General features: G+C 59.9%; 27 protein-coding genes and 1 pseudogene. 11 read left to right on the forward strand and 17 right to left on the reverse strand.

What is annotated here, in order from left to right:
* Positions 1 to 37: 37 nt before the first annotated feature.
* The 4 genes from purT to BM116_RS01875 are packed head-to-tail and all read right to left on the reverse strand — an operon-like array spanning position 38 to position 2,570.
* On the reverse strand, positions 38 to 1,219 hold the full coding sequence (gene purT / locus BM116_RS01860; protein ID WP_083727967.1) for a formate-dependent phosphoribosylglycinamide formyltransferase: 1,182 nt from the start codon (positions 1,217 to 1,219) through the stop codon (positions 38 to 40).
* Positions 1,216 to 1,437, reverse strand: a complete 222-nt coding sequence (locus BM116_RS01865) for a DUF1289 domain-containing protein (RefSeq protein WP_083727966.1) — start codon at positions 1,435 to 1,437, stop codon at positions 1,216 to 1,218. The genes purT and BM116_RS01865 overlap by 4 nt, the downstream gene beginning before the upstream one ends.
* Positions 1,437 to 1,961, reverse strand: coding sequence for a gamma carbonic anhydrase family protein (locus BM116_RS01870; protein WP_083727965.1), 525 nt, complete (start codon positions 1,959 to 1,961; stop codon positions 1,437 to 1,439). The genes BM116_RS01865 and BM116_RS01870 overlap by 1 nt, the downstream gene beginning before the upstream one ends.
* A 9-nt stretch (positions 1,962 to 1,970) precedes the next feature.
* Positions 1,971 to 2,570, reverse strand: coding sequence for an NUDIX hydrolase (locus tag BM116_RS01875; protein WP_083728009.1), 600 nt, complete (start codon positions 2,568 to 2,570; stop codon positions 1,971 to 1,973).
* Positions 2,571 to 2,730: 160 nt separating this feature from the next.
* Here BM116_RS01875 and BM116_RS01880 point away from each other — a divergent pair, with 160 nt between their 5' ends.
* From BM116_RS01880 to BM116_RS01890, 3 genes are all read left to right on the forward strand, one after another.
* Positions 2,731 to 3,282 carry an NUDIX hydrolase gene (locus BM116_RS01880; RefSeq protein WP_083727964.1) on the forward strand — a complete coding sequence of 184 codons (552 nt, stop codon included), beginning with the start codon at positions 2,731 to 2,733 and terminating at the stop codon, positions 3,280 to 3,282.
* Entirely contained in the window at positions 3,279 to 3,767 is a 489-nt protein-coding gene (locus tag BM116_RS01885) for a L,D-transpeptidase family protein (protein WP_083727963.1), read from the forward strand. Before BM116_RS01880 ends, BM116_RS01885 begins: the two co-directional genes overlap by 4 nt.
* 114 nt (positions 3,768 to 3,881) lie before the next feature.
* Positions 3,882 to 5,198, forward strand: coding sequence for a methyl-accepting chemotaxis protein (locus BM116_RS01890; RefSeq protein ID WP_083727962.1), 1,317 nt, complete (start codon positions 3,882 to 3,884; stop codon positions 5,196 to 5,198).
* A gap of 15 nt (positions 5,199 to 5,213) precedes the next feature.
* Here BM116_RS01890 and BM116_RS01895 read toward each other — a convergent pair whose 3' ends face one another.
* The gene (locus BM116_RS01895; protein WP_083727961.1) at positions 5,214 to 5,525 is read right to left on the reverse strand and encodes a YqfO family protein; all 312 of its coding nucleotides are present in this window, start codon (positions 5,523 to 5,525) and stop codon (positions 5,214 to 5,216) included.
* 276 nt (positions 5,526 to 5,801) lie between these two features.
* Here BM116_RS01895 and BM116_RS18930 point away from each other — a divergent pair, with 276 nt between their 5' ends.
* Complete coding sequence (locus tag BM116_RS18930; protein ID WP_211276287.1) at positions 5,802 to 5,942, forward strand: hypothetical protein; 141 nt, start codon at positions 5,802 to 5,804, stop codon at positions 5,940 to 5,942.
* Here the strand turns inward: BM116_RS18930 and BM116_RS01905 are convergent.
* Positions 5,929 to 6,579 (reverse strand): TetR/AcrR family transcriptional regulator, encoded by a 651-nt coding sequence (locus tag BM116_RS01905; protein WP_083727960.1) that lies wholly within the window; start codon positions 6,577 to 6,579, stop codon positions 5,929 to 5,931. The genes BM116_RS18930 and BM116_RS01905 overlap by 14 nt on opposite strands.
* A 76-nt stretch (positions 6,580 to 6,655) precedes the next feature.
* Between BM116_RS01905 and BM116_RS01910 the strand changes: the two genes are divergently transcribed.
* The 3 genes from BM116_RS01910 (at position 6,656) to BM116_RS01920 (ending at position 8,524) form a co-directional block, all read left to right on the forward strand.
* The gene (locus BM116_RS01910; RefSeq protein WP_083727959.1) at positions 6,656 to 7,762 is read left to right on the forward strand and encodes a DUF2855 family protein; all 1,107 of its coding nucleotides are present in this window, start codon (positions 6,656 to 6,658) and stop codon (positions 7,760 to 7,762) included.
* Between the two features lie 183 nt (positions 7,763 to 7,945).
* Positions 7,946 to 8,227 carry a hypothetical protein gene (locus BM116_RS01915; protein WP_139056985.1) on the forward strand — a complete coding sequence of 94 codons (282 nt, stop codon included), beginning with the start codon at positions 7,946 to 7,948 and terminating at the stop codon, positions 8,225 to 8,227.
* Positions 8,228 to 8,233: 6 nt separating this feature from the next.
* Complete coding sequence (locus tag BM116_RS01920) at positions 8,234 to 8,524, forward strand: hypothetical protein (protein ID WP_083727957.1); 291 nt, start codon at positions 8,234 to 8,236, stop codon at positions 8,522 to 8,524.
* Between the two features lie 12 nt (positions 8,525 to 8,536).
* On the opposite strand, the gene BM116_RS01925 is transcribed toward BM116_RS01920, so the two are convergent.
* From BM116_RS01925 to BM116_RS01940, 4 genes are all read right to left on the reverse strand, one after another.
* The gene (locus tag BM116_RS01925) at positions 8,537 to 8,896 is read right to left on the reverse strand and encodes a septal ring lytic transglycosylase RlpA family protein (protein ID WP_083728008.1); all 360 of its coding nucleotides are present in this window, start codon (positions 8,894 to 8,896) and stop codon (positions 8,537 to 8,539) included.
* Between the two features lie 400 nt (positions 8,897 to 9,296).
* A complete protein-coding gene (locus BM116_RS01930) occupies positions 9,297 to 9,494 on the reverse strand; it encodes a hypothetical protein (RefSeq protein WP_083727956.1) in 198 nt (65 codons plus the stop codon).
* Positions 9,495 to 9,782: 288 nt separating this feature from the next.
* Complete coding sequence (locus tag BM116_RS01935) at positions 9,783 to 10,610, reverse strand: DNA ligase (protein WP_083727955.1); 828 nt, start codon at positions 10,608 to 10,610, stop codon at positions 9,783 to 9,785.
* 174 nt (positions 10,611 to 10,784) lie between these two features.
* The gene (locus tag BM116_RS01940) at positions 10,785 to 11,465 is read right to left on the reverse strand and encodes an epoxyqueuosine reductase QueH (protein WP_083728007.1); all 681 of its coding nucleotides are present in this window, start codon (positions 11,463 to 11,465) and stop codon (positions 10,785 to 10,787) included.
* A 212-nt stretch (positions 11,466 to 11,677) separates the two neighbouring features.
* Here BM116_RS01940 and BM116_RS01945 point away from each other — a divergent pair, with 212 nt between their 5' ends.
* Positions 11,678 to 12,082: a hypothetical protein gene (locus BM116_RS01945; protein WP_083729046.1), complete on the forward strand. Its 405-nt coding sequence runs from the start codon at positions 11,678 to 11,680 to the stop codon at positions 12,080 to 12,082.
* Positions 12,083 to 12,324: 242 nt separating this feature from the next.
* On the opposite strand, the gene BM116_RS19290 is transcribed toward BM116_RS01945, so the two are convergent.
* Positions 12,325 to 12,678, reverse strand: a complete 354-nt coding sequence (locus BM116_RS19290; protein ID WP_328586196.1) for a DUF998 domain-containing protein — start codon at positions 12,676 to 12,678, stop codon at positions 12,325 to 12,327.
* Between the two features lie 304 nt (positions 12,679 to 12,982).
* Here BM116_RS19290 and BM116_RS01955 point away from each other — a divergent pair, with 304 nt between their 5' ends.
* A complete protein-coding gene (locus tag BM116_RS01955) occupies positions 12,983 to 13,420 on the forward strand; it encodes a DUF3010 family protein (RefSeq protein ID WP_083729048.1) in 438 nt (145 codons plus the stop codon).
* 21 nt (positions 13,421 to 13,441) lie between these two features.
* Here BM116_RS01955 and BM116_RS01960 read toward each other — a convergent pair whose 3' ends face one another.
* From BM116_RS01960 to BM116_RS01975, 5 genes and pseudogenes are all read right to left on the reverse strand, one after another.
* Positions 13,442 to 13,657, reverse strand: a complete 216-nt coding sequence (locus BM116_RS01960) for a TIGR02450 family Trp-rich protein (protein WP_083729050.1) — start codon at positions 13,655 to 13,657, stop codon at positions 13,442 to 13,444.
* A 37-nt stretch (positions 13,658 to 13,694) separates the two neighbouring features.
* Positions 13,695 to 13,853: pseudogene (locus BM116_RS18760) on the reverse strand (L,D-transpeptidase family protein); the annotation flags it as partial.
* A 452-nt stretch (positions 13,854 to 14,305) separates the two neighbouring features.
* Positions 14,306 to 14,608: a putative quinol monooxygenase gene (locus BM116_RS01965; RefSeq protein ID WP_083729052.1), complete on the reverse strand. Its 303-nt coding sequence runs from the start codon at positions 14,606 to 14,608 to the stop codon at positions 14,306 to 14,308.
* 132 nt (positions 14,609 to 14,740) lie between these two features.
* Positions 14,741 to 15,088 (reverse strand): DUF3024 domain-containing protein, encoded by a 348-nt coding sequence (locus tag BM116_RS01970; RefSeq protein ID WP_083729054.1) that lies wholly within the window; start codon positions 15,086 to 15,088, stop codon positions 14,741 to 14,743.
* 416 nt (positions 15,089 to 15,504) lie between these two features.
* Positions 15,505 to 16,557 carry an ankyrin repeat domain-containing protein gene (locus tag BM116_RS01975; protein ID WP_083729056.1) on the reverse strand — a complete coding sequence of 351 codons (1,053 nt, stop codon included), beginning with the start codon at positions 16,555 to 16,557 and terminating at the stop codon, positions 15,505 to 15,507.
* A 384-nt stretch (positions 16,558 to 16,941) separates the two neighbouring features.
* On the opposite strand from BM116_RS01975, the gene BM116_RS19055 reads away from it, so the two are divergent.
* The gene (locus BM116_RS19055) at positions 16,942 to 17,118 is read left to right on the forward strand and encodes a hypothetical protein (RefSeq protein WP_175494022.1); all 177 of its coding nucleotides are present in this window, start codon (positions 16,942 to 16,944) and stop codon (positions 17,116 to 17,118) included.
* A gap of 140 nt (positions 17,119 to 17,258) precedes the next feature.
* Here BM116_RS19055 and purL read toward each other — a convergent pair whose 3' ends face one another.
* Positions 17,259 to 21,155, reverse strand: a complete 3,897-nt coding sequence (gene purL / locus BM116_RS01985; protein ID WP_083729058.1) for a phosphoribosylformylglycinamidine synthase — start codon at positions 21,153 to 21,155, stop codon at positions 17,259 to 17,261.
* 155 nt (positions 21,156 to 21,310) lie between these two features.
* Here purL and mltF point away from each other — a divergent pair, with 155 nt between their 5' ends.
* Complete coding sequence (gene mltF / locus BM116_RS01990; RefSeq protein ID WP_083729067.1) at positions 21,311 to 22,753, forward strand: membrane-bound lytic murein transglycosylase MltF; 1,443 nt, start codon at positions 21,311 to 21,313, stop codon at positions 22,751 to 22,753.
* The last annotated feature ends 95 nt before the right edge of the window (positions 22,754 to 22,848 follow it).

Below are 22,848 nucleotides of genomic sequence, written 5' to 3' on the forward strand. Positions count from 1 at the left end.
AGCGGCAGAGCCGGTGCTGCCAGGTACCACCAGTTACTCAGAGCTTGACCTCAACAGCGCCTGCGGCACGCACCGCCTTGGCCACCGCCGTATCAATTGACTCGTCAAGCGCCAGAGCCACGCCCATGCGCCGCTGACCGTCCACCTCCGGCTTGCCGAACAGGCGCAGCTGGGTATCCGGCTCAACCAGCGCCGCGCCCAGATTGCCGAAGCTGACATTGGCCGACTGCCCCTGTACCAGAATCACCGCCGAGGCCGAGGGTCCGTGCTGGCGAATCACCGGGATCGGCAAGCCCAGAATCGCGCGGGCGTGCAGGGCGAACTCCGACAGGTCCTGCGAGATCAGCGTCACCAGACCGGTGTCATGGGGGCGCGGTGACACTTCGCTAAACCAGACCTGATCCCCTTTGACGAACAGCTCAACGCCAAATACCCCATGCCCGCCCAGGGCTTCGGTAATGGTAGAGGCAACGCGCTTGGCCTCGGCCAGCGCCGCCTCGCTCATCGCCTGCGGCTGCCAGGACTCGCGATAGTCACCCGCCTCCTGCCGGTGACCAATGGGCTCACAGAACGACGTACCGTCGATGTGCCGTACCGTCAGCAGCGTGATTTCATAATCAAAGTCGACAAAACCCTCGACGATGACGCGTCCCTGACCAGCCCGGCCGCCGGACTGGGCGTACTCCCAGGCAGCGTCAATGTCAGCGCTCTCGCGTACCAGACTCTGGCCCTTGCCGGACGAACTCATCACCGGCTTGACCACACAGGGCGTGCCGATGGCAGCGACTGCAGCGCGGTAATCCTCCAGGGTGTCGGCAAAGCGATATGGCGAGGTTGGCAGCTCCAGTGTTTCGGCGGCCAGGCGGCGAATGCCCTCACGGTCCATGGTCAGGCGAGCGGCCTCGGCGGTGGGCACCACGGTGTAGCCCTCGGACTCCAGCTCGACCAGTGTCGGCGTAGCGATAGCTTCGATTTCCGGCACGATATAGTCAGGCTGCTCGGCCTCGATAACTTCGCGCAGGGCCTGGCCATCAAGCATGCTGATCACATGGCTGCGGTGCGCCACCTGCATGGCCGGGGCGTTGTCATAACGATCAACCGCGATAACCTCACAACCGAGCCGCTGCAGCTCGATGGCCACCTCCTTGCCCAGCTCACCCGAGCCCAACAGCAGTACCCGGGTTGCGTCGTCTGCGTAGGGAGTGCCAATTACCGTCATGCCTGTTTACCTTGCAAAGTTGAATGGGTGGCCGTGTCAATCCACAGCCCTTGAGCGCGCGCGCGGGTCTGGCAGCGCGCCAGCACCTCACGCCGCTGGTCATCGTTCATGCGGCCCCAGGTAGCGATCTCCATGCCGCTGCGCTGGCAGCCGGTGCAGATATCGTTGTCATCCAGCGCGCAGATACTCACGCACGGGGAGCGAACCGGGGTGTTCATCAGTCTTCCTGTACCTTGAGCTGGTCACGGAAGCGCTTGGCGTTCTGTACATAATGCGCCGCACTCAGCTCCAGCATTTTCTTCTGCTGATCGTTCAGGGTTTTCACCACCTTGCCCGGCGAGCCCATGACCAGAGAACCATCAGGGATTTCCTTGCCTTCGGGGATCAGGCTGTTGGCGCCAATGATGCAATGTTTGCCAATCTTCGCGCCGTTGAGCACCACCGCATTGATACCGATCAGGCTGTAATCACCCACCGTGCAGCCGTGCAGCATCGCGTTGTGGCCTACGGTAATGCCCTTGCCGAGGGTCAGCGGCACTCCGCTGTCGGCGTGCATCACGGCGCCGTCCTGCACGTTGCTGTGCTCACCCACGGTAATGCGCTCGACGTCACCACGGATCACCGCGCCAAACCAGACATTGGCACCGGCCTCCAGCGTCACCTTGCCGATCACCGCTGCGGTGTCTGCAATCCAGGCGTCATCCGCCATCTGCACGCGATCCTCACCCAGGCTGTACTTCATGTGCTGCTCCTAGTTTTTGTTATGCCCGTCAAAGGGGGTATGCAACTGAATGCCGGCCGAAAAGCCGGTATTCATGAATTCAACCAGCATCAGGGCGGTCAGGCCCCAGATCTTGAAACCCTCAAAGCGATAGCTTGGCACATACCAGCTGCGCCCTTCGTAATCGATCCGGTGGGTCATCTCGCGGCGGTCTTCCATGAAAAAGTCCACCGGCACGCGGAAAACCTCGGCAATCTCGCTGTCGTTGGGAATGATCTCGAACTGCTCGGGCACCAGCCCGACATAGGGGGTTACCTTGATGCCGAAACGCGAGACCAGCGAGTCCATCGGCCCGACCACATCGACCATCTGCGGCTGCAGGCCAATTTCCTCATGCGCTTCACGCAGGGCGGTAAAACACAGATCCACATCGCCGGGGTCACGGCGACCACCGGGAAAGGCCACCTCACCGGAATGGGTCGACATGCGCTGTGAGCGCAGGGTCAGAATGATTTCCGGGCGGTCATTTACGCGGGTGACCGGGATTAGCACTCCCGCCTCCGGCAGCCCCGGAGCCTCCACCTGTCGAGGGGTGTGGTTCTGCACCCGCATGCGCATCTCTTCAAGCATGCAAAAATCCTCGTTTATTTCCTCAATGATGGCATGATCACCAGGGCAGAACCAGCCGCACCACGGCGTGAATACCGGCCGATAGGCGGCTGGCGCTTGCCGTCTGCGCGCAGCATCAGCAAGATAGGGCCAGACCATTGCAGCCTGCCGGAATACCACCATGAAGTTTTGTAGCGAGTGCGGTCAGTCGGTTACCGCACGCGTCCCTGATGGAGATACCCGTTCGCGGTTCATTTGCGACCACTGCGAGACCATCCACTACCAGAACCCGCGCATCGTCGCCGGCTGCCTGGCGGTGCATGAACGGCAGGTATTGTTGTGTAAGCGCGCCATTGAGCCGCGTATGGGCTACTGGACGCTGCCGGCCGGTTTCATGGAAAACGGCGAAACAACAGAAGAAGCAGCGCTGCGCGAGACCTGGGAAGAAGCCCGCGCCCGGCTGCAATCGCAGCAGTTGTACATGCTGTTCAATCTGCCGCACATCAACCAGGTGTACATGTTCTTCCGTGGCGAGCTGGCCGATCTGGACTTTAGCGCCGGCGAAGAAAGCCTTGAAGTGCGCCTGTTCCATGAAGCCGATATCCCCTGGGATGAACTGGCCTTCCCGACCATCGGCAAAACGCTGAAACAGTACTTTATCGACCGCCAGCAGGAGCACTATCCGGTGCACATGCGCGACATTACCTATCGACCGGGGCAGACACGCCGATGAGGCTGTTAAGTCTGTTGTTCTGCTGCCTGCTCAGTGTGTCCGCGCTGGCGGCGCAACCGCCGATCGACCGCTTGCTGATCGACAAGTCGGAGCGCCGCCTGCAGATCATCAGCAATGGCGAGGTATTGCACCAATACCGCATCTCGCTCGGCCGCCAGCCGGTTGGCCCCAAGCGCCAGCAAGGTGATCAGCGCACCCCCGAGGGCATCTACAGCATCGACTGGCGCCACGAGAGCGCCCAGTACAACCTCAGCCTGCACCTGGACTACCCCAACCTCAAAGACCGCCAGGCCGCGTTCGAGGCCGGTATCGACGACCCGGGCGGCATGATCATGATCCACGGCACCCCAATCGATGAGGAATACCCGGAGTGGTACTTCAAGGGGCTGGACTGGACCAACGGCTGCATCGCGCTGGGCAACACTGAAATGCGTGAGCTGTGGGAGCTGGTTCCCGATGGCACCCTGGTAGAAATAGTGCCCTGACGCCGCCTGGGCCGATTGTGGCGGACGTAAACTGGCTTACATATTGCTTGACTACACTTGCGAGTGCGCCGCATCCGGGGCGGATGAGCGAACATATCGCCTCAAGGAGTCACCATGTTTTTCAGCAAAAAAGACAACGAAAAGATTGCCCAACTGGAAAAGAAACTGCTTCGCATGGAGCAGATCGCAAATAGCCTGAACAACGAAATGCTGGTGATGACGCTGAACGAGGCTGGCGTCATCACCGGGCAAAACAGCAACTCCGCCAACGAGCTTGGCTATTCCCGAGATCAGGTCCAGGGCAAGAAGCTGCTCGACTTCGTGCCTGAGAAGGCGCGCGGCAGCAAGCACTTCTCAAGTTTGAAGTCAGCCATCGAGAAAAGAGAGCACTGGGTGGGTGCGGTGCAGTTTAAGCGCGCCGATGGCAAACAGGCCTGGCTGCGCTCCATATTGCAACCGGTAATGGATGAGAACCAGCGCCTGCAGGAGTTTACCCTGCACAGCACCGTGCTTACGCGCACCATCGAGACCTCACGCGAATATGAGGACCTGATCCAGGCACTGAACCGCTCCATGGCACTGATCGAATTTGATCTCAAGGGCCACGTACTGCACGCCAATGACCGTTTTCTGACGGCCATGGGTTACAGCAAGGACGAGATCGTCGGCAAGCACCATCGTATTTTCTGCGACCCGGAAGAAGCCAGCTCCAGCGCCTATGCCGAGTTCTGGGCCAGCCTAGCCCGCGGTGAATGCGTGTCAGACCGCTTCCGGCGGCTGGACCGCTATGGCAACGTCGTATGGCTTGAAGCCTCCTACAACCCGATCTTCAGTCAGGACAACGAGCTGTACAAGGTCGTCAAATTTGCCACTGTGATCACCAAGGAGATCGAACGCGAGCAGGCGGTCGCCAACGCTGCCAGCGTCGCCTTTGAGACCTCCACACAAACCGATGGCATCGCCGATGAAGGCGCTCAGGTGGTCGAGAACACCCTGCAAGTCATCAGCGAACTGTCCGTGCAGATGGAGCGCGCCGGCGAGGAAATTTCGGCTCTGGACAAGCAGTCGCAGCTGATCGCCAGTATCGTCCAGAGCATCAGCAGCATCGCCGATCAGACCAACCTGCTGGCCCTCAACGCCGCCATCGAGGCGGCACGCGCAGGCGAGCAAGGCCGTGGTTTTGCCGTGGTGGCCGATGAAGTGCGCCAGTTGGCTCAGCGCACCAGCAAGGCCACAGTAGAAATCGTTGAGGTGGTGCAGAAGAACCAGAGCCTGACCCAGTCGACCGTCACGGCCATACGCCAGAGTCAGGAAAAGGCGCAGCAAGGCCTGGAGCTGTCCAACGAGTCGGGCCGGGTCATGCGTGAGATCAAGAAAGGCGCGCAGCAGGTAGTAGACGTGGTCGGCCGGTTTGCCAACCAGCTGAAGTAAGCACCGGTCAAGTCCCTAGACAATGTGAGTGCGCATGTAATCAAAGGCTGGCTCCTCGTAGGGGTGAGCCGCCCGCAGCGCGCAGATTACCTGCGCCATACAGTCCTCGGCGCAGAGCATTTCTACCCGGTACTCCTGTACCTGCTCCAGCTGATCCAGTACACCCAGGTGCGGTGTGCTGCCGGCCAGCGGGCGGAACTGGCCCTGCCCCGCCACCTGCCAGCAACACTGGTCATAGTCGCCAAGGCGCCCTGCCCCGGCAGCAAACACTGCCTGTTTGACCTGTTCGAGATGACTCTCCGGCACGTAAAAACACAGCTTGTACATTCGCAGCTCCCCCCACAATTATCCTGCCAGCACGTATTACAGTCCGGGCTAAACTGACAGCATAACAACCGCATGACCGGCCAGGAGACACCCATGACCATCGACAGCAACCGTCTGCTGCTGGAGCTCGAGAAGCTGCGAAAGAAATCAACCGCAACGTTATCAACCCGGCCATTCCCGCGCTCAGTATCGACGCACTCCAGCCCATGCTCAGCATGATCGCGCAATGCCGCAAGGACTACCTGTGCTGCCTGCTGGATATTGCCGAGCACAGCGATGGCAAGCCGCCCCGCTGAAGAACAGATTGCCCGCTTGCGAGCCTGCGGGGAGACCTACGACGAACTGGTCAGCGCCGCAAACGCGCTGAAAACCGCCATTCAGCGCGACTATCTCGACGTGCGCGTCAGCCGTCGCTGATTTCGCCTGGCCCCGCGAGCAAACGCAGGCAGCTGTCCAGCTGAGCCGCCACCACCGCCTGCAGCCGCTGCGGGGGCAGCTCGACCAGCAGGGCATAGCGGCGCGCGCCCCAGACCATCAGATGCAGTGCTTCTAGCTGCGCGTCGCTGGGCATGGCCGGCAAATCACTAGCCGCCTCCAGCACCCGGCGCCAGGCCTGCAACAGCTCGTTGTAGGCGCGTTGCTGATGCTTGGCCTCGGCAATCACCGGCTCCAGCTCCAGCATTTGCGGGTGAAACCAGGCCGCCTCCTCCGCCACACCGCCAAGCAGGTGGACCAGCCGTGTCACCCGCGCCTGCCAGCTCAAACCGGCCGGCTCTACCGCCTGTACCTGCACTGCGGCCAGCAAGCGCTCGATGCAATGACGCACATAGCCCGAGTGCAGTGCCTGCTTGCTGGGGAAGTAGTCATACAGGGTGCCAACCGCCACACCGGCCTCCAGCGCCACCGCCCGCGTGGTGACCCGCTCCCAGCCGTCGCGCTGCCAAATCCGAACATAGGTATCAAAAATAGCCTGAACGGTAACCTTGGCGCGCGCCTGGGTTGGGCGCTTGAGCGGCTTGTTACGTGGCTGCGGCGGTGTGGCTTTGCTACTCATGGAATTCCGAACCCGATGGCAAGACAGACAGGCTACAGTCATTGCACAACGGATTCACCCTCAATCGGAGCCACCCATGACCGTCATCAGTCAGTTGCAGAACAACAAGAAAGACCTCAACCAGACCCGCATCGCAACCCAGCCACTGCCCGCACTGCAGCCGGGCGAGGCGTTGCTGCGCATCGACCGCCTGGCTCTGACTACCAACAACATCACCTATGCAGCCTTTGGCGAAACACCGCACCTGCGCTACTGGGATTTCTTCCCCACCGGCGCGGCAGAGTGGTTCCACATGCCGGCCTGGGGCTTTGCCGAAGTCGTCGAAACCACCGTCGAGGGGCTGGCCATCGGTGAACGCTTCTATGGCTACTGGCCGATTGCATCGCACATCATCATGAACCCGGTGCGCATTTCCGAGCGCGGCTTCTACGACGGTATCCCGCACCGCCTGGAGCTGACCTCGGCCTACAACCAGTACCAGCGCATCAGCACCGACGCAGCCTACCGCGCCGAAGACGAGAACTATCAGATGCTGCTGCGTCCGCTGTTCATCACCTCATTCATGCTGGCCGACTTTCTTGAGGACAACGACTTCTTTGGCGCTCGCCGTATCGTCTTCTCCAGCGCCTCCAGCAAAACCGCCTACGGCACCGCGTTCTGCCTGGAAGACAACCCCAGCGTCGAGCTGGTTGGCCTGACCTCCAGCGGCAACACCGAGTTCGTCGAAAAACTGGGCTGCTACGCCCAGGCGCTGGCCTACGATGAGGTCGAAAAGCTGGATGCCAGTGTGCCGACCATCTACGTCGACTTCTCCGGCAACAACGACCTGCGCAACCGCGTGCATGGGCACTTCCGGGATAACCTGGTACACAGCTGCTTCGCTGGCTCCTCCCAGAACCACGAGCACCTCAGCGCCGCCGACGCCCCTGCCCACGGCCCGGCCCCGCAACCCTACTTTGCTCCTTACCAGATCAAAAAGCGCAACGCCGACTGGGGCGCCGCCGAGGTTACGCGCAAGTTCAACGAGGCTCAGCTGGCCTTTACCCAACGCATCAAGAACCCGCAGCAACCCTGGATGCTGGTCAATGAACACCACGGGCTGGAACAGGCGAAAGCCCTGGTCGAGGATCTGGTAGCCGGACGGATTGATCCCAAGGACGGACACGCAGTGCTGCTCGGCTAACCCACGCAACAAATCGGCTCTGGTCCAGCACCGGGGCCGATCCAACGCTATGCTGGGTTCAGCCAGAGACGCCGAGGAATCGGTCCCATGCACAGCACGCCTTCACTGCATCATCGCACAGCGCTTGCTGTCGCCCTCCCCCCTCTGCTTTACAGCCTGCCGACAGAGCCCGATCCTGCCTTCATGCAGCGCAGGGTAGCCGACTTTGCCAACAGTGAGATCGTGCTCCAGCGAGGCAGCATCAACGTGCCCTTCCAGCCGCGCGCCTTTGTAGATGCCACGCATTATGGAGAAAGCACGCTGGAACGCAGCGATGGCAGCTCGGTCAGCGCCAGACAGACAACCCTGTCGCAGGGTGCGGTACTGCCGTTTCTGATGTCACCGCGCAACGCCCTGTACCTGCCTTACCTGGGCGCGTCGTACGCACTCGACGAGCGCTGGCCCCTGAGCGCCGTCATGCCCTGACCCGCTGTGCTGTACGCGCCGGACAAGCAAACGCTCTATCGGCTGGGCGTGTCGCCCTCCGGCGCCAGCTGGTCTGCCGACACCGGCACCCGCGACATTCAGTATGAGCTGGACACCTGGGACTTCGGCTATTCGGCAGGTCGCAGACTGAATGGCAACGTCTGGCTGGAGGGCGAAGTGGGCGTCACCGGACTGACCGGCATGAGCTTGCGTGGCAGCAACTGGGAAGAACCGGAGTTTGTCGTCAGCAACAGCCCTTACGTCAGCATCGGCCTAAACTTCCGACCCAGCCTCTAAGACGTCTCAGGATCAACGCCCGGGCGCCGGGCGCTCTACCTCCAACGCCACGCGAAGCAATCCTGTGCGCAGCTCACCAATACGCGTGAAAGCCGACTTGGACAGATCAATCACCCGCCCACGTACAAAGGGGCCACGGTCATTGATACGCACGACCACGCTCTTGCCGTTATCCAGATTTGTGACTTTGACAAGGGTGTTAAACGGCAGCGTTTTATGGGCCGCGGTGAGCGTGTCGTGGGAGTAGCGCTCACCGTTAGCGGTGCGCAGGTTTTGGTGGTGATCGGCGTAATAAGATGCTTGCCCGGTTTCATGGTAACCAGCCTGCCCCGCGCCTTGAGGTATCGCGCTGCATCCAACCAACCACAGCATCAGGAAAATCAAACCGGCTCGCTTCACGTACACCTCGGGACAAGTCACGCCATGCAATCTGGCAATGGCCAGATAGACCGCGCCCAGCGCCAGTGGTTCGCCCTGTCGACCGCCCCCACGGCCCACTACTAGCGGGAACCCGCCTGAATGTAAAACACAGATTCTTCCGGACCTCGCGCCACATCAGCCCCATGCAGAACCCGTAACGCTCGGCTACCAGATAGCGAAAGCCGCCTCCCAGGTTACTCACCGAGCTGACTGCGCCCAGATCGGATTTGCCGCGACCCTGCGTAACGCAAATGGACCTCACGGTAGAACTGACGAGCACCGTAACACCAGTTGGAATCACCGTGGCGCTTCATCAGTTGCTGGAACAGCACAGGGCCGGACAGGTTGAACTCTACCGGCGATTCAGGCTGACCTGTCCAAGCGAGTAGAAATCCAGATTCAGATCGCTGAACAGCAGCGCCCCCTTGTAACGCAGCCGGTCATCCAGCCAGAAACCCAAATGGTCGATACCTGCGCCCTTACTGCCGTTGCTGGTTGCGCCCAGGCTGAGCAGCGAGATATAGCTGGCCGCGCTGCTACGGCGACTCATGGAAAAACAGGCCAGTCACTGCCAACCCGGCGCCCACCGCCGGCTCAGTAATGATGGTCAGCACCGGAATAAAGCCGTCCGGCAGACGGGCCAGGCCCCCTCGGACTCGTAACGTCCATCGTCAGGGTCAAAAATATAGTCCGTACTCAGCTCCACCCAGGCACTACCACACACCAGAAATGCCGCTGCTGCGATCAGGCGCATCCCGCGTCCTCGCTCAGACTGATCCAGGACACCTGAGAATAGTCGCCGGGTACCGGTTTTGCCTTGCAACAGCAGAGATCACACTTACTCAGGCCGCAGTCGCAGGTAACGGGCAAAGCGCGGCAAACCACTGGAAGTAAGGCCGTTATAGCGATAGGTGACCCGTGCACCCAGCGCTGGGGGCTGCTCGCGCTCGGCATCGCTCAGGCCACTGCCCAGACGAAAGCGTCGCCCCTGCTCGTTTTCCACCACGAGCGCGCCGACTAGGCCCTGATACTTGCCACGCCCTGCGGTGTAACCCACCACTACCGCCTCGGCATCGTCATAGGGTTTGAACTTGATCAGCGCGGCGTTGCGCCCGTCCTGATAACGCGCGGTCTGGTGGTGCAACATCAGGCCCTCGCCACCAGCGGCGACCACCTGCTCCAGTTCACGCTCTAGCGCTGCGGTGCTGGCAAGCCTGAACTGTGGCACCGGGGCCAGATAGTCACTGCCGTACTCGCCCAGCCGCGCCATAGCTGCCACCCGCTCGCTGAAGGCGCCCGTATGGGCTGGCAGGTCAAACACCATAAACCGCACCTGCAGCCAATCCTGTTCGGGGTCATCGCTAGTACGTACCAGCGCGCTGATCTGCTCAAATCGGCCGCGCCCCAGCCAAAGCTCACCGTCCATCGGCTGCGTTGGCCAACCCTGAGTAAACCAGGCGGGTGAGTGAATCGGGTAGCCACTGCGGGTCAGCAACTGTTGGCCGTCCCAGCGGCCACGCACGCCATCGAGCTTCTCGCTGATCCAGTATTGTTCAACCTGCACCTCGCCCTGATAGCTTTCAGCCAACTGCAGCGGCGCCTGCTGGGCACAGAGCCCCTGCACCAGCAGCAACATTGCCAAGCCCGTCCACATCCATGCACGCATCTCGTCATCCTTTGCCCTGACATCCCATTCGCCTGCTACACCAACGGCACAGGGCGTACGGGTCAAGCAAACAGCGTTGCAGATGCGGGCCAGCGCGCATTCGCCTGGAAAACAAGCACCTAAACGCACAACACCGGCTCAAGGCCGGTGCTGCAGGGCTAACAGACGGGGCGTTCAGGTGCTGGCGTCGTCATCACCGTAATACTGCACACCAATACGGATCAGATCCCGGCCCTGGGAGCGGCGATGCAGGTTGCTGTCGCGCAGCGAATAGATGCAGCCGCAGTACTCCTGCTGATAGAAGCGCTCGCGCTTGCTGATCTCGATCATGCGCGCGCTGCCACCGCCCTTGCGCCAGTTGTAATCCCAGTAACGCAGGGCCGGATAGGGCTTGGCGGCGCGATGACCGCAGTCGTTGATCTGCGCCATGTTCTTCCAGCGCGAGATGCCCAGCGAGCTGCTGATCAGCGAGTAGCCGTGCTCATGGGCATACAGCGCGGTACGTTCAAAGCGCATGTCAAAACACATGGTGCAGCGCACGCCGCGTTCGGGCTCGTGCTCCATGCCCTTGGCCCGCGCAAACCAGTTATCGGTGTCGTAGTCGGCATCGATAAAGGGCACACCGTGCTGCTCGGCAAAGCGAATATTTTCCTGCTTGCGGATTTCGTATTCCTTGGCCGGATGAATATTGGGGTTGTAAAAGAAGATCGCGTAGTCGATACCGGTGGCGTGGATCGCTTCCATCACCTCGCCTGAGCACGGCGCGCAGCACGAGTGCAGCAGCAACCGATCCTTCTGCGCGTCAAAGTCGCGCGGCAGCGGCAAGGGGATGCGTTCAAAGGTAGCGCTGGTCATGGCCGTCTCGGCAACAGAAAACAGGCCGGCCATTCTGGCAGAAGCTTAAGCCAGCGACCACCAACCCACCCGCCGCCCCCTTCATCCGCGCACCCAATTTTAGGGTTGCACCAGCACCCTCACCCCGCATGGTGGCCAGAAGACACTAACCAAGCGCTGCGACAATGCCCTCCCAGGGCACCGGCCAGGGCGGCCCGCACACGGGAGCACGCATGAAACGGACTTATCTGGCCGCCAGCGCCCTCATTGCCAGCCAGCTACTGCTCAGTGGCTGCGCCACAACAGCAATCGAATCCAATAATGACTACGCTGCAGACCTGCGCAACTACGGTCCCAACCCGTTGATCAAGGCGTCCATATTGCGCGACCTGGAAGCCCGCATGCGCGCCATGGCCATGGCCTCGGACTCGATAGAGCCGGAATGGGGCAAGCAATTCAACCTGCGCAATCAGGCAGCGGCCTTCTGCGAAAGCAGCTACAAAGCCGAAATTCGCTGGGGCGATCCAAGCTGCGAGGCATCAAGCAGCAGTGCAAACCAATACCTGTGCACTGTAGATGCCATGGTCAACTGCTACGTAAACCGGTGCGACCAAGCATTCTGCGGTACGCGCAACTGAGCAACCCAAAAGCCCGCGCACCGGCTCGCACAGGGCCGGTTGCTGAATACCGCGCTTCGGCACCCCGCCCTTGTGCTGCGGTCAAAGAACCGCCAGAGGGGCCCGCTGCATGCGTATCAGCATCCACGCCAGCGTACCCAGCCAGATGACCTATACGCCGTAGTTGATGCGCTGATACAGCCCAAACGCTTCACCCGACTCCACCGCCGCTGCCATCATCGGCATCACCGCCAGCGACACAATCAGGCAAACCAGCTAAAACCGGCAGACCCCAGGCGTTTGCGCGCCAGGTACACCCACAGCAAGTTGGCCAAGGTCAGCGAGGCGAACATCACGAGCCCCGACAGGTTATGCAGCACCTGATCGCGCGAGGGCTCAACCGGGTTGCAACCCGGGTCGCAGGCAAACAGGCCGGCGCCGATGCTTGCCAGACCATGCAGCATCAGCAACAGGCCGGAGAACTGAGCCAGACGCACGCCCCAGAACAGGCCGACCACCGCGCCGCCAAACAGCAGAAACAGCACGCCCAGCGGGACGTTATTGATGATGGGAGACAGCTGATGCGTTGGTGCCTCTAACGCCCCCAGCTCGCTCATGGTCTGGTCAACATGGCTATAGCCGGGGGTACAGGGAACCTGCGATCAGCACACCGCAGAACAGCTGGACGGGGATCAGCATCCCGGAGAACAACGCGTACTTCTTCATCACATCCTGTGCAGACAAAGAGGCGAGGCCGCAGCGAACATCATGCGGCCTTCGGCGGCGGCCAACACTATACCAAGCAAAAACAGAACCGGCAGCTCTGGCGCAAGCCTTCTGGCCAAGCCCTCCGCTCAGCAAGCGCAGCTCGTACCAACGCCCTGCGCTATACTGCGCCGAAATCACAGAATTGGGCTTTTTATGAAAGTGTGCGGTGTTGACCTCAACAGTAACGATGCAAATCTCTGCTTGCTGTCGCTGGAGGATGAGCTGTTTCAGCTGCCGGATTTTCGCTCGCGCCGCCTGACCTTGCCGGGCACCCACAGCGCCAGTGACCTGCGCTATTTCCAGCAGACCTTTGCCAAGCTGATGCAGGATTACAAGGTGAACAAGGTCGTGATTCGCCAGCGGCCGATGAAGGGCAAGTTTGCTGGCGGCGCGGTGGGCTTCAAACTGGAAGCGGCTATCGAGCTGATTGCGGGCCTTGATGTGATTATCCTGTCGCCAGCCGATATCAAGGAATCCATCAAGCGCAACCCGATTGCCGTCCCCTTCGCTGAGACCGGCCTCAAGGCCTATCAAGAAACCGCCTTCAATACCGCCTATGCCTATCTGATGCAGGCGAAATACGCAGACTGACCTCTGCTTGCTGGCGCCAGGCTACTTCCAGCCCTGGCGCCAGCGCTCGGTGTTTTTCAGCTCGCGCCAGTCAATCGGGTACTGACTCTTGGTGAGCACTGCCTCCAGCAGGCAAGACAGCACCGCGCCTTCCTCGTCGTACTCCACCTCAACCACCATAAAGTGCTTTTCCCGCTTTTGAGGGGCAACGGCCGTCCACTTGCTGTGCAGCAGTTTTGCCGGGTTGATTCGATTCATGCTCTTTCCTCATCTGGGCTGCGGCAGGCCCACCCCGTTACCAACGAATGTCGATAGGCGTACCCGGCGACACCAGCGACATAAACTCGTCCATCTCCGCGTTGGTGATCGCAATACTGCCATCAGTCCAGTCAAAGTGCTGCAGCACCGGCGCGAGCCAGCCAAAGCCGTTGCGCTGCCCGTGGACCATGATAAAACCGCCGGGGCTACTACAGTCGGCTTGAACGAGTTGTTAGACCACACCAGCCTGTTGTTGAAAGAACAAGTCAGCGCCCGCCAAAGTATGCCGGCGAAGCCCGACTGCACGCAGGCGCGTGGCGAACCGCAGGGCGGGGCGTGCGCGGCTGCGTGCGACTCCGCGGACCATTGCCAGATGCGCGTTGGCCGAAGGCGAGCGCGCAAGCCGATGAACTTGATGGAGAATCTTGGTGAACGCCGGAGCGCAGCGCGGCGTTCTAGCGAGAAGAGATCTGGAAGCTGGGCTTTGCCGAGAACACCAAGTGCATGGCAGCCCACGTTGTAGTTCAGGCTTCGGTCTAACACCTGAGTTAAGCCGGACCGCGCACTCGGCCAAGGCGTATGCAACGATACCACGGCACCAAGCCGAGGCCGCGAAGCGGTCTCGGCTTGAACGTATTGTTAGACTTGCTAGCCAGGTAGCTTTGCCGCAAGTACATCAACGTTTTCGATGGACGGGGGCTCGGAGAACAACTCACCTGCCTTTTCCATCAACGCGGCTGCGACCTTGCCGGAGAGATGGGCCTGCCGACCCGCTTCATCCGGGAAAGCATCAAAGATTCCGAAAGTGCTTGGTCCAAGGCGAATGCCAAACCACGCAGTGGTGGCAGGCTCCTCATTGACGATGGGAAGGCCACTCAGAAGGAAGCTCTCAACCTCTTTCTCTTTTCCGGGTTTAGCTTCAAGGCGAACGAACAAGGCTACTTTGACCATGGGATGCCTCCTGTTGTTAAGACGAAATCACGATACGCAATGTTCTCTTGCAAGTCTAACGCCGTGCACAGCGGCAGCAGGTCAGCTGACGTCCGGCGCCGCTGGGCGCGAACTGCTGCACTTTGTTATATGCTATCCAAAAAAGCATGCGTACTTGTCCTCAGCCACTACGTTGAGAAAGTCAGTAAGCGACTTTGCTTTGGGGGCTGGCTCGTACCCGTGCCACTTCAAATCCGACCGTTGCCAGAATATCTTCCAGCAGTTCTGCGCCTTGACGAAAGTAGCCTTTGCCACGGGGGTTTCCGTCTTCTGTGAAGGGTCTCGCCACTGTGGTCTTACTTCAAAGATTTCGACACTTTGACCTTCAATTCTGTAGCCGAGGTCCAGTTCATTTCGGATGTGCGCTGGTGGGCGCTGCACTTTCATGAAGGCCTCGAGTTCTTTCTCAATCTTCTTAATTTCAAATTCACTTATAGCCATACTATTTCACTGATGCCCGGCGGGCACATAACGGTCTGTTGTGCGGTGACCCCGCATTTGGCGGACTGCTTGCTTCGCAAGCAGGGTGACATCTGCGGAAGCATCCGACACTAACACCTTGTTACTTGCTGGCGAGCGAGGAAAGTAAGCAATTGCAGGGATCGGCTTTACCTTAAGACCAACTGGCCGTCCGGTATAGCAATTCATCCCCTTGCTTATCGGCGACCTGTTGGCCTTAAGGGTTGACGACGAGCAGAGGCCTGTCAATTTCATATTCTGCGCTTTCTCATCATAGTTGGGACTCGGCGGTCTCAATGACCAAGTGCAACATCTAGTGTAAGGTGTTGCCATGTCAAATCACATGCGAATTATTTTAATTCACCAATATCGAAATAGCAGCTTGCGACGATCCTATCTTAACGCAGCTCTCCCCCACCTTCTATACATGACTGCTTAAAGTAAAAACTGTCCGAGCTATAATTGTAAGAAATATTTAAACCCCAAGAAGTCCTATAGGAGCAACTTGGAGCACCTCCCCTACAGGATGCCTCTACATTACCAAATGACTGGAAACACAGTGTTTTCATATCATCCACCTGACTTTTATCATCCACTATGTACTCATCACACTGCTCTCTAGAGTAAAAAGCACACGCAAAATCAATACTAGGTGACGATGTGGCGACGTGTGTGGATATTTGTTTTTCGCTATCTTCTGTCTTGTTTTCTTCCAAAGAAACTGCTTGAGCGTTGCTCGCCGTATTACTCGACACAGACTCATCAGGCTTTTCTAATTTCGGGACCTGGTTCATGTCAGTTGCCAGTCCTTCTTGGAAAAGCTCTCTTGTTTCCGTTTCAGCCACAACAGATCCTGCATTTGCCTCAGGATCACTCATTGACTCTAACAATGCCAGCTTTAACTTAGCCTCAGCAGAGTGCATCGCGTTGGGGTATTGCTCTAGATATTCTTCGAAAGCATTTACCTCGCCTTCCGAATTAGCTTTCTGCCAATCTTCTTCATACGAATTAATCATTTTTTCAATTTTGTAATACCCTTCTTTTTCTGCTATACCTAAAGGCGTTTCGCCATCGTAATTTTCAACATTCGGGTCAGCGCCGTTTGCTAATAGAATGGATGCATTTTCAGTTGAGTTCCCTTTTACAGCCACATGCAGAGGGGTTGTGAAATAACCGCGTTCGCGGCAAGAAGTTACATCACCCCCAACTTTTATCAAGTACTCAATAATTTCAGTGGTGTTTTCTTCATCAGCGAATCCACAAATAGGAATTGTATAATGTGTGCTATCGTTCACCTGTGCTCTAAATTCAGGCGAGTCCATCAGAGCTTTCATCTCATTGAAGTCAGCACCCAAATCGTACTTCCAGTATAGGTCTCCTGTAGGGGTAGAAGCGCAGCCAGCTAAGGCTGCGGCCGAAATAAACGCTAAGCTAATGTTTTTTTTGATCATCGATTGAACTCCTTGTGACTTAAATATCCCTCTAAGAGAATTAATGTGCCTGGGCACTTAGCGAGGCTGTAGAAAATCCATTCCGGGCTCACTCCAGCCATCTCCTTGCTTATCTTTTAGCCCAAAGTCGCTCGGGTCAAACTGTATTCAAGTACGCTGGCGTGACCTGATATCCACCTAACACCTAAGCATTCGAACGGCATGCTGTGCACGCTGTTCAATGCTTAGGTGCTGGATCGCTCGCTGGGCGATATCGTCCGGGCCAAACGCCCTGCACGCATTCCGACAGTGCCGACGCACAGCGACGCAACCCAGATCATTGGATTGCTGCCTGAGCCTCACAAACTGGTTGCTTTGCTGATGTAGGGTACGGGGCTGGGTGTTGTGGAAACCTGTCGGCTGTGCCTCAAAGACATCGACCGCCAGATCATCACGGGGCGCAGCGGCAAGAGCCCTAGGGGCCGCGCCACGCTGCTGGGGCATGCTGATGTGCGTACTACGCAGATTTATACCCATGTCCTTGGTAACGCCTTTGCCGGGGTGCAAAGTCCGCTCGGCTGAATGTGCCCGCCGTGCCATCCCTGTGTGCGCTTAAACTGCGCGAACGCCTTGCTGACTATTCCAGCGAGCAAGGCGCTGTCCACCACCTTTAAACAACAACCCCGGCGCGTGGCCGGGGTTGTTGTGTGCTGCGCTGGCGTTTAGCCGACCCACACGCGGGCGTTACGGAACATGCGCATCCAGCCGCCGTCTTCGCTCCAGTCATCCGGGTGCCAGGAGTTCTGTACGGCGCGGAACACGCGCTCGGGGTGCGGCATCATGATGGTGACGCGACCGTCGCGGGTGGTCAGGCCGGTAATGCCGCGCGGCGAGCCGTTCGGGTTGGCCGGATAGCGTTCGGTCATGCGACCGCGGTTGTCGACATAACGCAGGGCAACGGCGTTGGCGGCCTCACAGGCGTCAACAGCGGCGCTGCTGGCAAACTCGGCGTGGCCTTCACCGTGGGCGATGGCAATCGGTAGACGGCTGCCAACCATGCCGCTGAGGAAGATCGACGGCGAAGGCTGCACTTCAACCATGGCAACACGCGCTTCGAACTGCTCGGAGCGGTTACGCACAAAGCGCGGCCAGTGGTCGCTGCCAGGAATCAGCTCACGCAGGTTGGAGAGCATCTGACAGCCATTACATACGCCAAGAGCGAAGGTATCAGGGCGAGCAAAGAAGGCTGTAAAGGCTTCACGGGCAACCTGGTTGAACAGGATCGATTTGGCCCACCCCTCACCAGCGCCCAGCACGTCACCGTAGGAGAAGCCGCCACAGGCGACCAGACCACGGAAGTCTTCCAGCTCAACGCGGCCACTGAGAATGTCGCTCATGTGTACGTCGACCGCGCTGAAGCCGGCGCGGTTGAAGGCGGCGGCCATTTCAACCTGACCATTGACGCCCTGCTCACGCAGAATGGCAACGCGTGGGCGCGAGCCCTTGCTGATGGCCGGTGCGGCAACGTCTTCGTTGATATCAAAGCTGAGCAGCGCGTGCAGGCCCGGGTTGGCGTCGTCGGCAATGCCTTCAAACTCCTGATCCGCGCATTCGGCGTTGTCGCGCAGGCGCTGAATCTGCCAGCTGGTTTCGCTCCAGGCTTGCTGCCAGATGGCGCGGGTGCTTCCCAGCACCGGCTTGCCGTTAAACTCGAAGCGAATCGCCTGCTCGCTGGCGGGCTGACCGATCACCGCGCTGCAATCACCCAGGCCAGCGGCAGACAGCTGTGCCAGCACTTCTTCGGTGTCGCTCTGGGCAACCTGAATAACCGCACCCAGCTCTTCGTTGAACAGTACGTCGGCCAGTGTGCTGGCGTCTTGCGCCAGTACGTCGAGGTTGATGTTCAGGCCGCAGCGGGCGGCAAAGGCCATCTCGGTCAGCGTGGTGAACAGGCCACCGTCGGAGCGGTCGTGATAGGCGAGCAGCAGCTCGTCCTGGTTCAGGCCCTGGATCACGGCGAAGAAGGCTTTGAGGTCTTCAGCGTCGTCCAGATCCGGCACCTGCTGGCCGATCTTGTTGTAGACCTGCGCCAGCGCCGAACCGCCCAGACGGTTCTGACCACGGCCCAGATCGATCAAGATCAGATCGGTTGAACCGTGATCCAGACGCAGCTGCGGGGTCAGGGTCGCGCGCACATCCTGTACCGGTGCAAAGCCAGTGACGATCAGCGACAGCGGCGAGGTAACCGACTTCTCTTTGCCGGACTCGTCCCAGCGGGTCTTCATGGACATGGAGTCCTTGCCGACCGGAATGGTGATGCCCAGCTCAGGACACAATTCCATGCCGACCGCCTTGACGGTGTCGTACAGGCGAGCGTCTTCACCCGGGTGACCGGCAGCCGACATCCAGTTGGCCGACAGCTTGATGTCCGACAGCTTGTCGATGCGGGCAGCAGCCAGGTTGGTCACGGTTTCTGCCACCGCCATGCGGCCGGAGGCCGGGGCGTTGAGCAGCGCCAGCGGCGTGCGCTCACCCATGGCCATGGCTTCACCGGTGTTAACGTCGAAGCTGGTAGAGGTGACGGCGCAGTCGGCAACCGGCACCTGCCATGGGCCAACCATCTGGTCACGGGTGACCATACCGGTGATGCTGCGGTCACCAATGGTGATCAGGAACTGTTTGCTGGCAACGGCCGGTAGGCGCAGTACGCGTTCGGCAGCGTCGCTCAGGTTCAGTTCATTGGCGCTGAAGTCGTCGCCCTGCTCGGCTTCGCGCTCGACACTGCGATGCATGCGCGGCGGCTTGCCGAGCAGAACCGACAGCGGCATGTCGACCGGCTGATTGTCGAAGTGCGTGTCGTTGAGTACCAGCAGTTGCTCTTCGGTGGCTTCACCCACCACAGCGAAGGGGCAACGCTCACGCTGGCAGATGGCTTCGAAACGCTCGAAATCGGCGTTCGGCACGGCCATGACGTAGCGTTCCTGGGATTCGTTGGACCAGATTTCCAGCGGGCTCATGCCCGGCTCGTCATTCGGCACGTTACGCAGCTCGAAACGACCGCCGCGGCCACCGTCGTTAACCAGCTCCGGGAAGGCGTTGGACAGACCGCCCGCGCCCACGTCGTGGATAAAGGCGATCGGGTTCTTGTCCCCCAGCTGCCAGCAGCGGTCGATGACCTCTTGGCAGCGGCGCTCCATTTCCGGGTTTTCACGCTGCACGGAGGCAAAGTCCAGGTCCTCGGCGCTGGCACCTGTGGCCATCGAGGACGCCGCGCCGCCGCCCAGACCGATCAGCATCGCCGGGCCACCCAGCACGATCAGCTTGGCGCCAACCGGGATGTCGGACTTCTCGACGTGGGTTGCACGGATGTTGCCCATGCCACCGGCGATCATGATCGGCTTGTGGTAACCACGGGTTTCCGGGCCACGGGGCGAGTCGATAGTAGTTTCGAAGGTACGGAAGTAACCGTTCAGGTTCGGACGACCAAACTCGTTGTTGAACGCGGCGCCGCCGAGCGGGCCTTCGATCATGATCTGCAGCGGGGTAACAATGCGCGACGGCTTGCCGTTGTCTTCTTCCCACGGTTGGACGAAGCCCGGAATGCGCAGGTTAGAGACGGTAAAACCGGTCAGGCCAGCCTTGGGCTTGCCGCCGATACCGGTTGCGCCTTCGTCACGAATTTCGCCACCGGAACCGGTAGACGCGCCCGGGAACGGCGCAATCGCGGTCGGGTGGTTGTGGGTTTCCACCTTCATCAGGATATGCACCGGCTCTTCATGGGCGCGGTACTCATTGCTGCCCGGCACCGGGAAGAAACGGCCTGCGGTGAAACCTTCGATCACAGCGGCGTTGTCTTTATAGGCAGACAGCACGCCATCGCTGTGCATCTGGTAGGTGTTCTTGATCATGCCGAACAGGCTTTTGTCCTGCGCTTGGCCGTCGATGTCCCAGCTGGCGTTGAAGATCTTGTGGCGGCAATGCTCGGAGTTGGCCTGGGCGAACATCATCAGTTCAACGTCGCTCGGGTTGCGGCCAAGGCCGGTGAAGCTTTCAACCAGATAGTCGATCTCGTCTTCGGCCAGCGCCAGACCCAGGCTGCTGTTGGCTTCAACCAGCGCATCACGGCCACCGGCCAGGATGTCGACACGCTGGAACGGCTTGGGCTCGGTATGCGCGAACAGCGCTGCTGCCGCATTCAGATCATCCAGCGCCAGCTCGGTCATGCGGTCGTGCAATTCGGCTTTCAGCATCGCGCGCTCATCTGCCGACAGCTCGCCACTGACGTAATAGACAATACCGCGCTCCAGGCGCAGCACCTGGCTCAAGCCACAGTTGCGGGCGATGTCGGTCGCCTTACTGGACCAGGGGGAAATGGTGCCAAACCGCGGCACAACCAGCACCAGTTCGCCAACGGGCTCCTCTACCGGCACGGACGGACCATAGCGCAGCAGGCGGTCAAGCACCTGCGCGGATTGCTCGTCCAGCTCGCTGCTCAGCTCGGCGAAATGCATGAACTCGGCGTACACCCCGGTCACTCCGGCAAGACGGCTTTGCAGCTTGGCGAGCAACTTGGTACGACGAAAATCAGAAAGGGCTGGGGCTCCACGCAGGATATGCATGTCGGTATCGGCCTCGGGATGCGAACAGTGGGAAAAAGAAGGCGCATAGGATACCCCAAGCGGGGCGTTGGAGCCATGCCGAGCTGGTCAGCGGCAACCCACTGTCATTGCGCCAGCGGCTATTGCCGCAGCGCGCTTTTGCCTATACTGGCGCCATGCATCGACCAGCCCCCCGCCTTCCCCGTTTCAAGGCTCTGGCCACCGCCCTGTGCGCCGTGTTGCTGGCAGCCTGTGAGCAAAGCACCCAACTGGAACAGATTCAGGAGGACGGCACCCTGCGCGTGATCACCCGCAACACGCCGACCACCTTCTATCAGGACCGCAACGGTGATACCGGGCTGGAATACGAGCTGGCCAAGCGCTTTGCCGACAGCCTGGGTGTGGGCCTGGACATGCAGGCCGCCGACACCGTCGACAGCCTCTACCACCAGCTTGGCGAAGCCGATGGTCCGCACGTGGCAGCGGCTGGCCTGACCGTCAACCCGGCGCGCAGCGAGCAGATTCGTTTTGCCGTGCCCTATCTCGACGTAATACCGCAGGTAGTCTATCGACGCGGCAGCCGCAAACCCCGCAGCATTGAAGACCTCTACGACCAGCGCCTGATGGTACTCAAGGGCAGCACCTTGGCTGACGAACTGCGCACCTTGCAGCAAAGCCACCCGGAGCTGACCTTTGAGGAGTCGGACAGCGTTGAGGTGGTTGACCTGCTGCGTCTGGTCAACGACGGCGAGATCGACAGCGCGGTGGTGTATTCCAACGAGCTGGTGGTCAACCAAGCGTTTTACCCGGCCGTGAGCGTTGCCTTTGACCTGGGCGACGGCCAGCCGATGGCGTGGGCGCTGCGCCAGTACGCCGACAGCACGCTGCTGGATGCGGTTAATGGCTTCTTCTCGCGCATCAAGGCCGACGGCACACTGGATCAGCTGATCGAGCGTTTTTACGGCCACTCCGACGTACTGGACTACGTGGGCGCCCGCGCCTTTGCTACCCATATGCAGAATCGCCTGCCGCGCTTTGAAACCTTTCTGCGCCAGGCCGGCGACCAGAACGGGCTGGACTGGCGCCTGCTGGCCGCCATGAGTTATCAGGAATCGCTCTGGGACCCGAACGCGCGCTCGGCCACCGGCGTACGCGGGCTGATGATGCTGACCCTGCCAACCGCCAAATTTGTCGGCGTAACCAACCGCGTTGACCCACAGCAGAGCATCAACGGCGGCGCGCGCTATCTGATCTGGGTGCGCGACCAGATCCCGACCGACATCCCCGAGCCCGACCGTACCTGGTTTGCGCTGGCGGCCTACAACGTAGGCCTGGGCCATTTGGACGACGCCCGCAAGCTGACCGCCGACGGCGGCCGCGACCCCAACCGCTGGGTCGACGTAAAGGATTTTCTGCCGCTTCTGCAGAAGAAGGAGTGGTACAGCAAAACACGCTACGGCTACGCCCGCGGCTCAGAGCCGGTGCACTACGTGCAGAACATCCGCCGTTACTACGACATCCTGCAATGGGTCACCCAACCCCAATCCGAATCCCGCCAGCAACCAGCCGAGCAGTACCACGCGCCGGGGATTCTGGAGCAGTTGCCGGATGGGGTTTAGCGCAGCGCATCGCGCTGCGCTAAACAGCCGCAAGCCGCAAGCTAAAACCAAAAGCAAAACCTCGCCCCAGCGAGCAGAGCCTTCTGGGCTTTATT

Source organism: Halopseudomonas pachastrellae (assembly GCF_900114765.1).
Classification (GTDB): domain Bacteria; phylum Pseudomonadota; class Gammaproteobacteria; order Pseudomonadales; family Pseudomonadaceae; genus Halopseudomonas; species Halopseudomonas pachastrellae.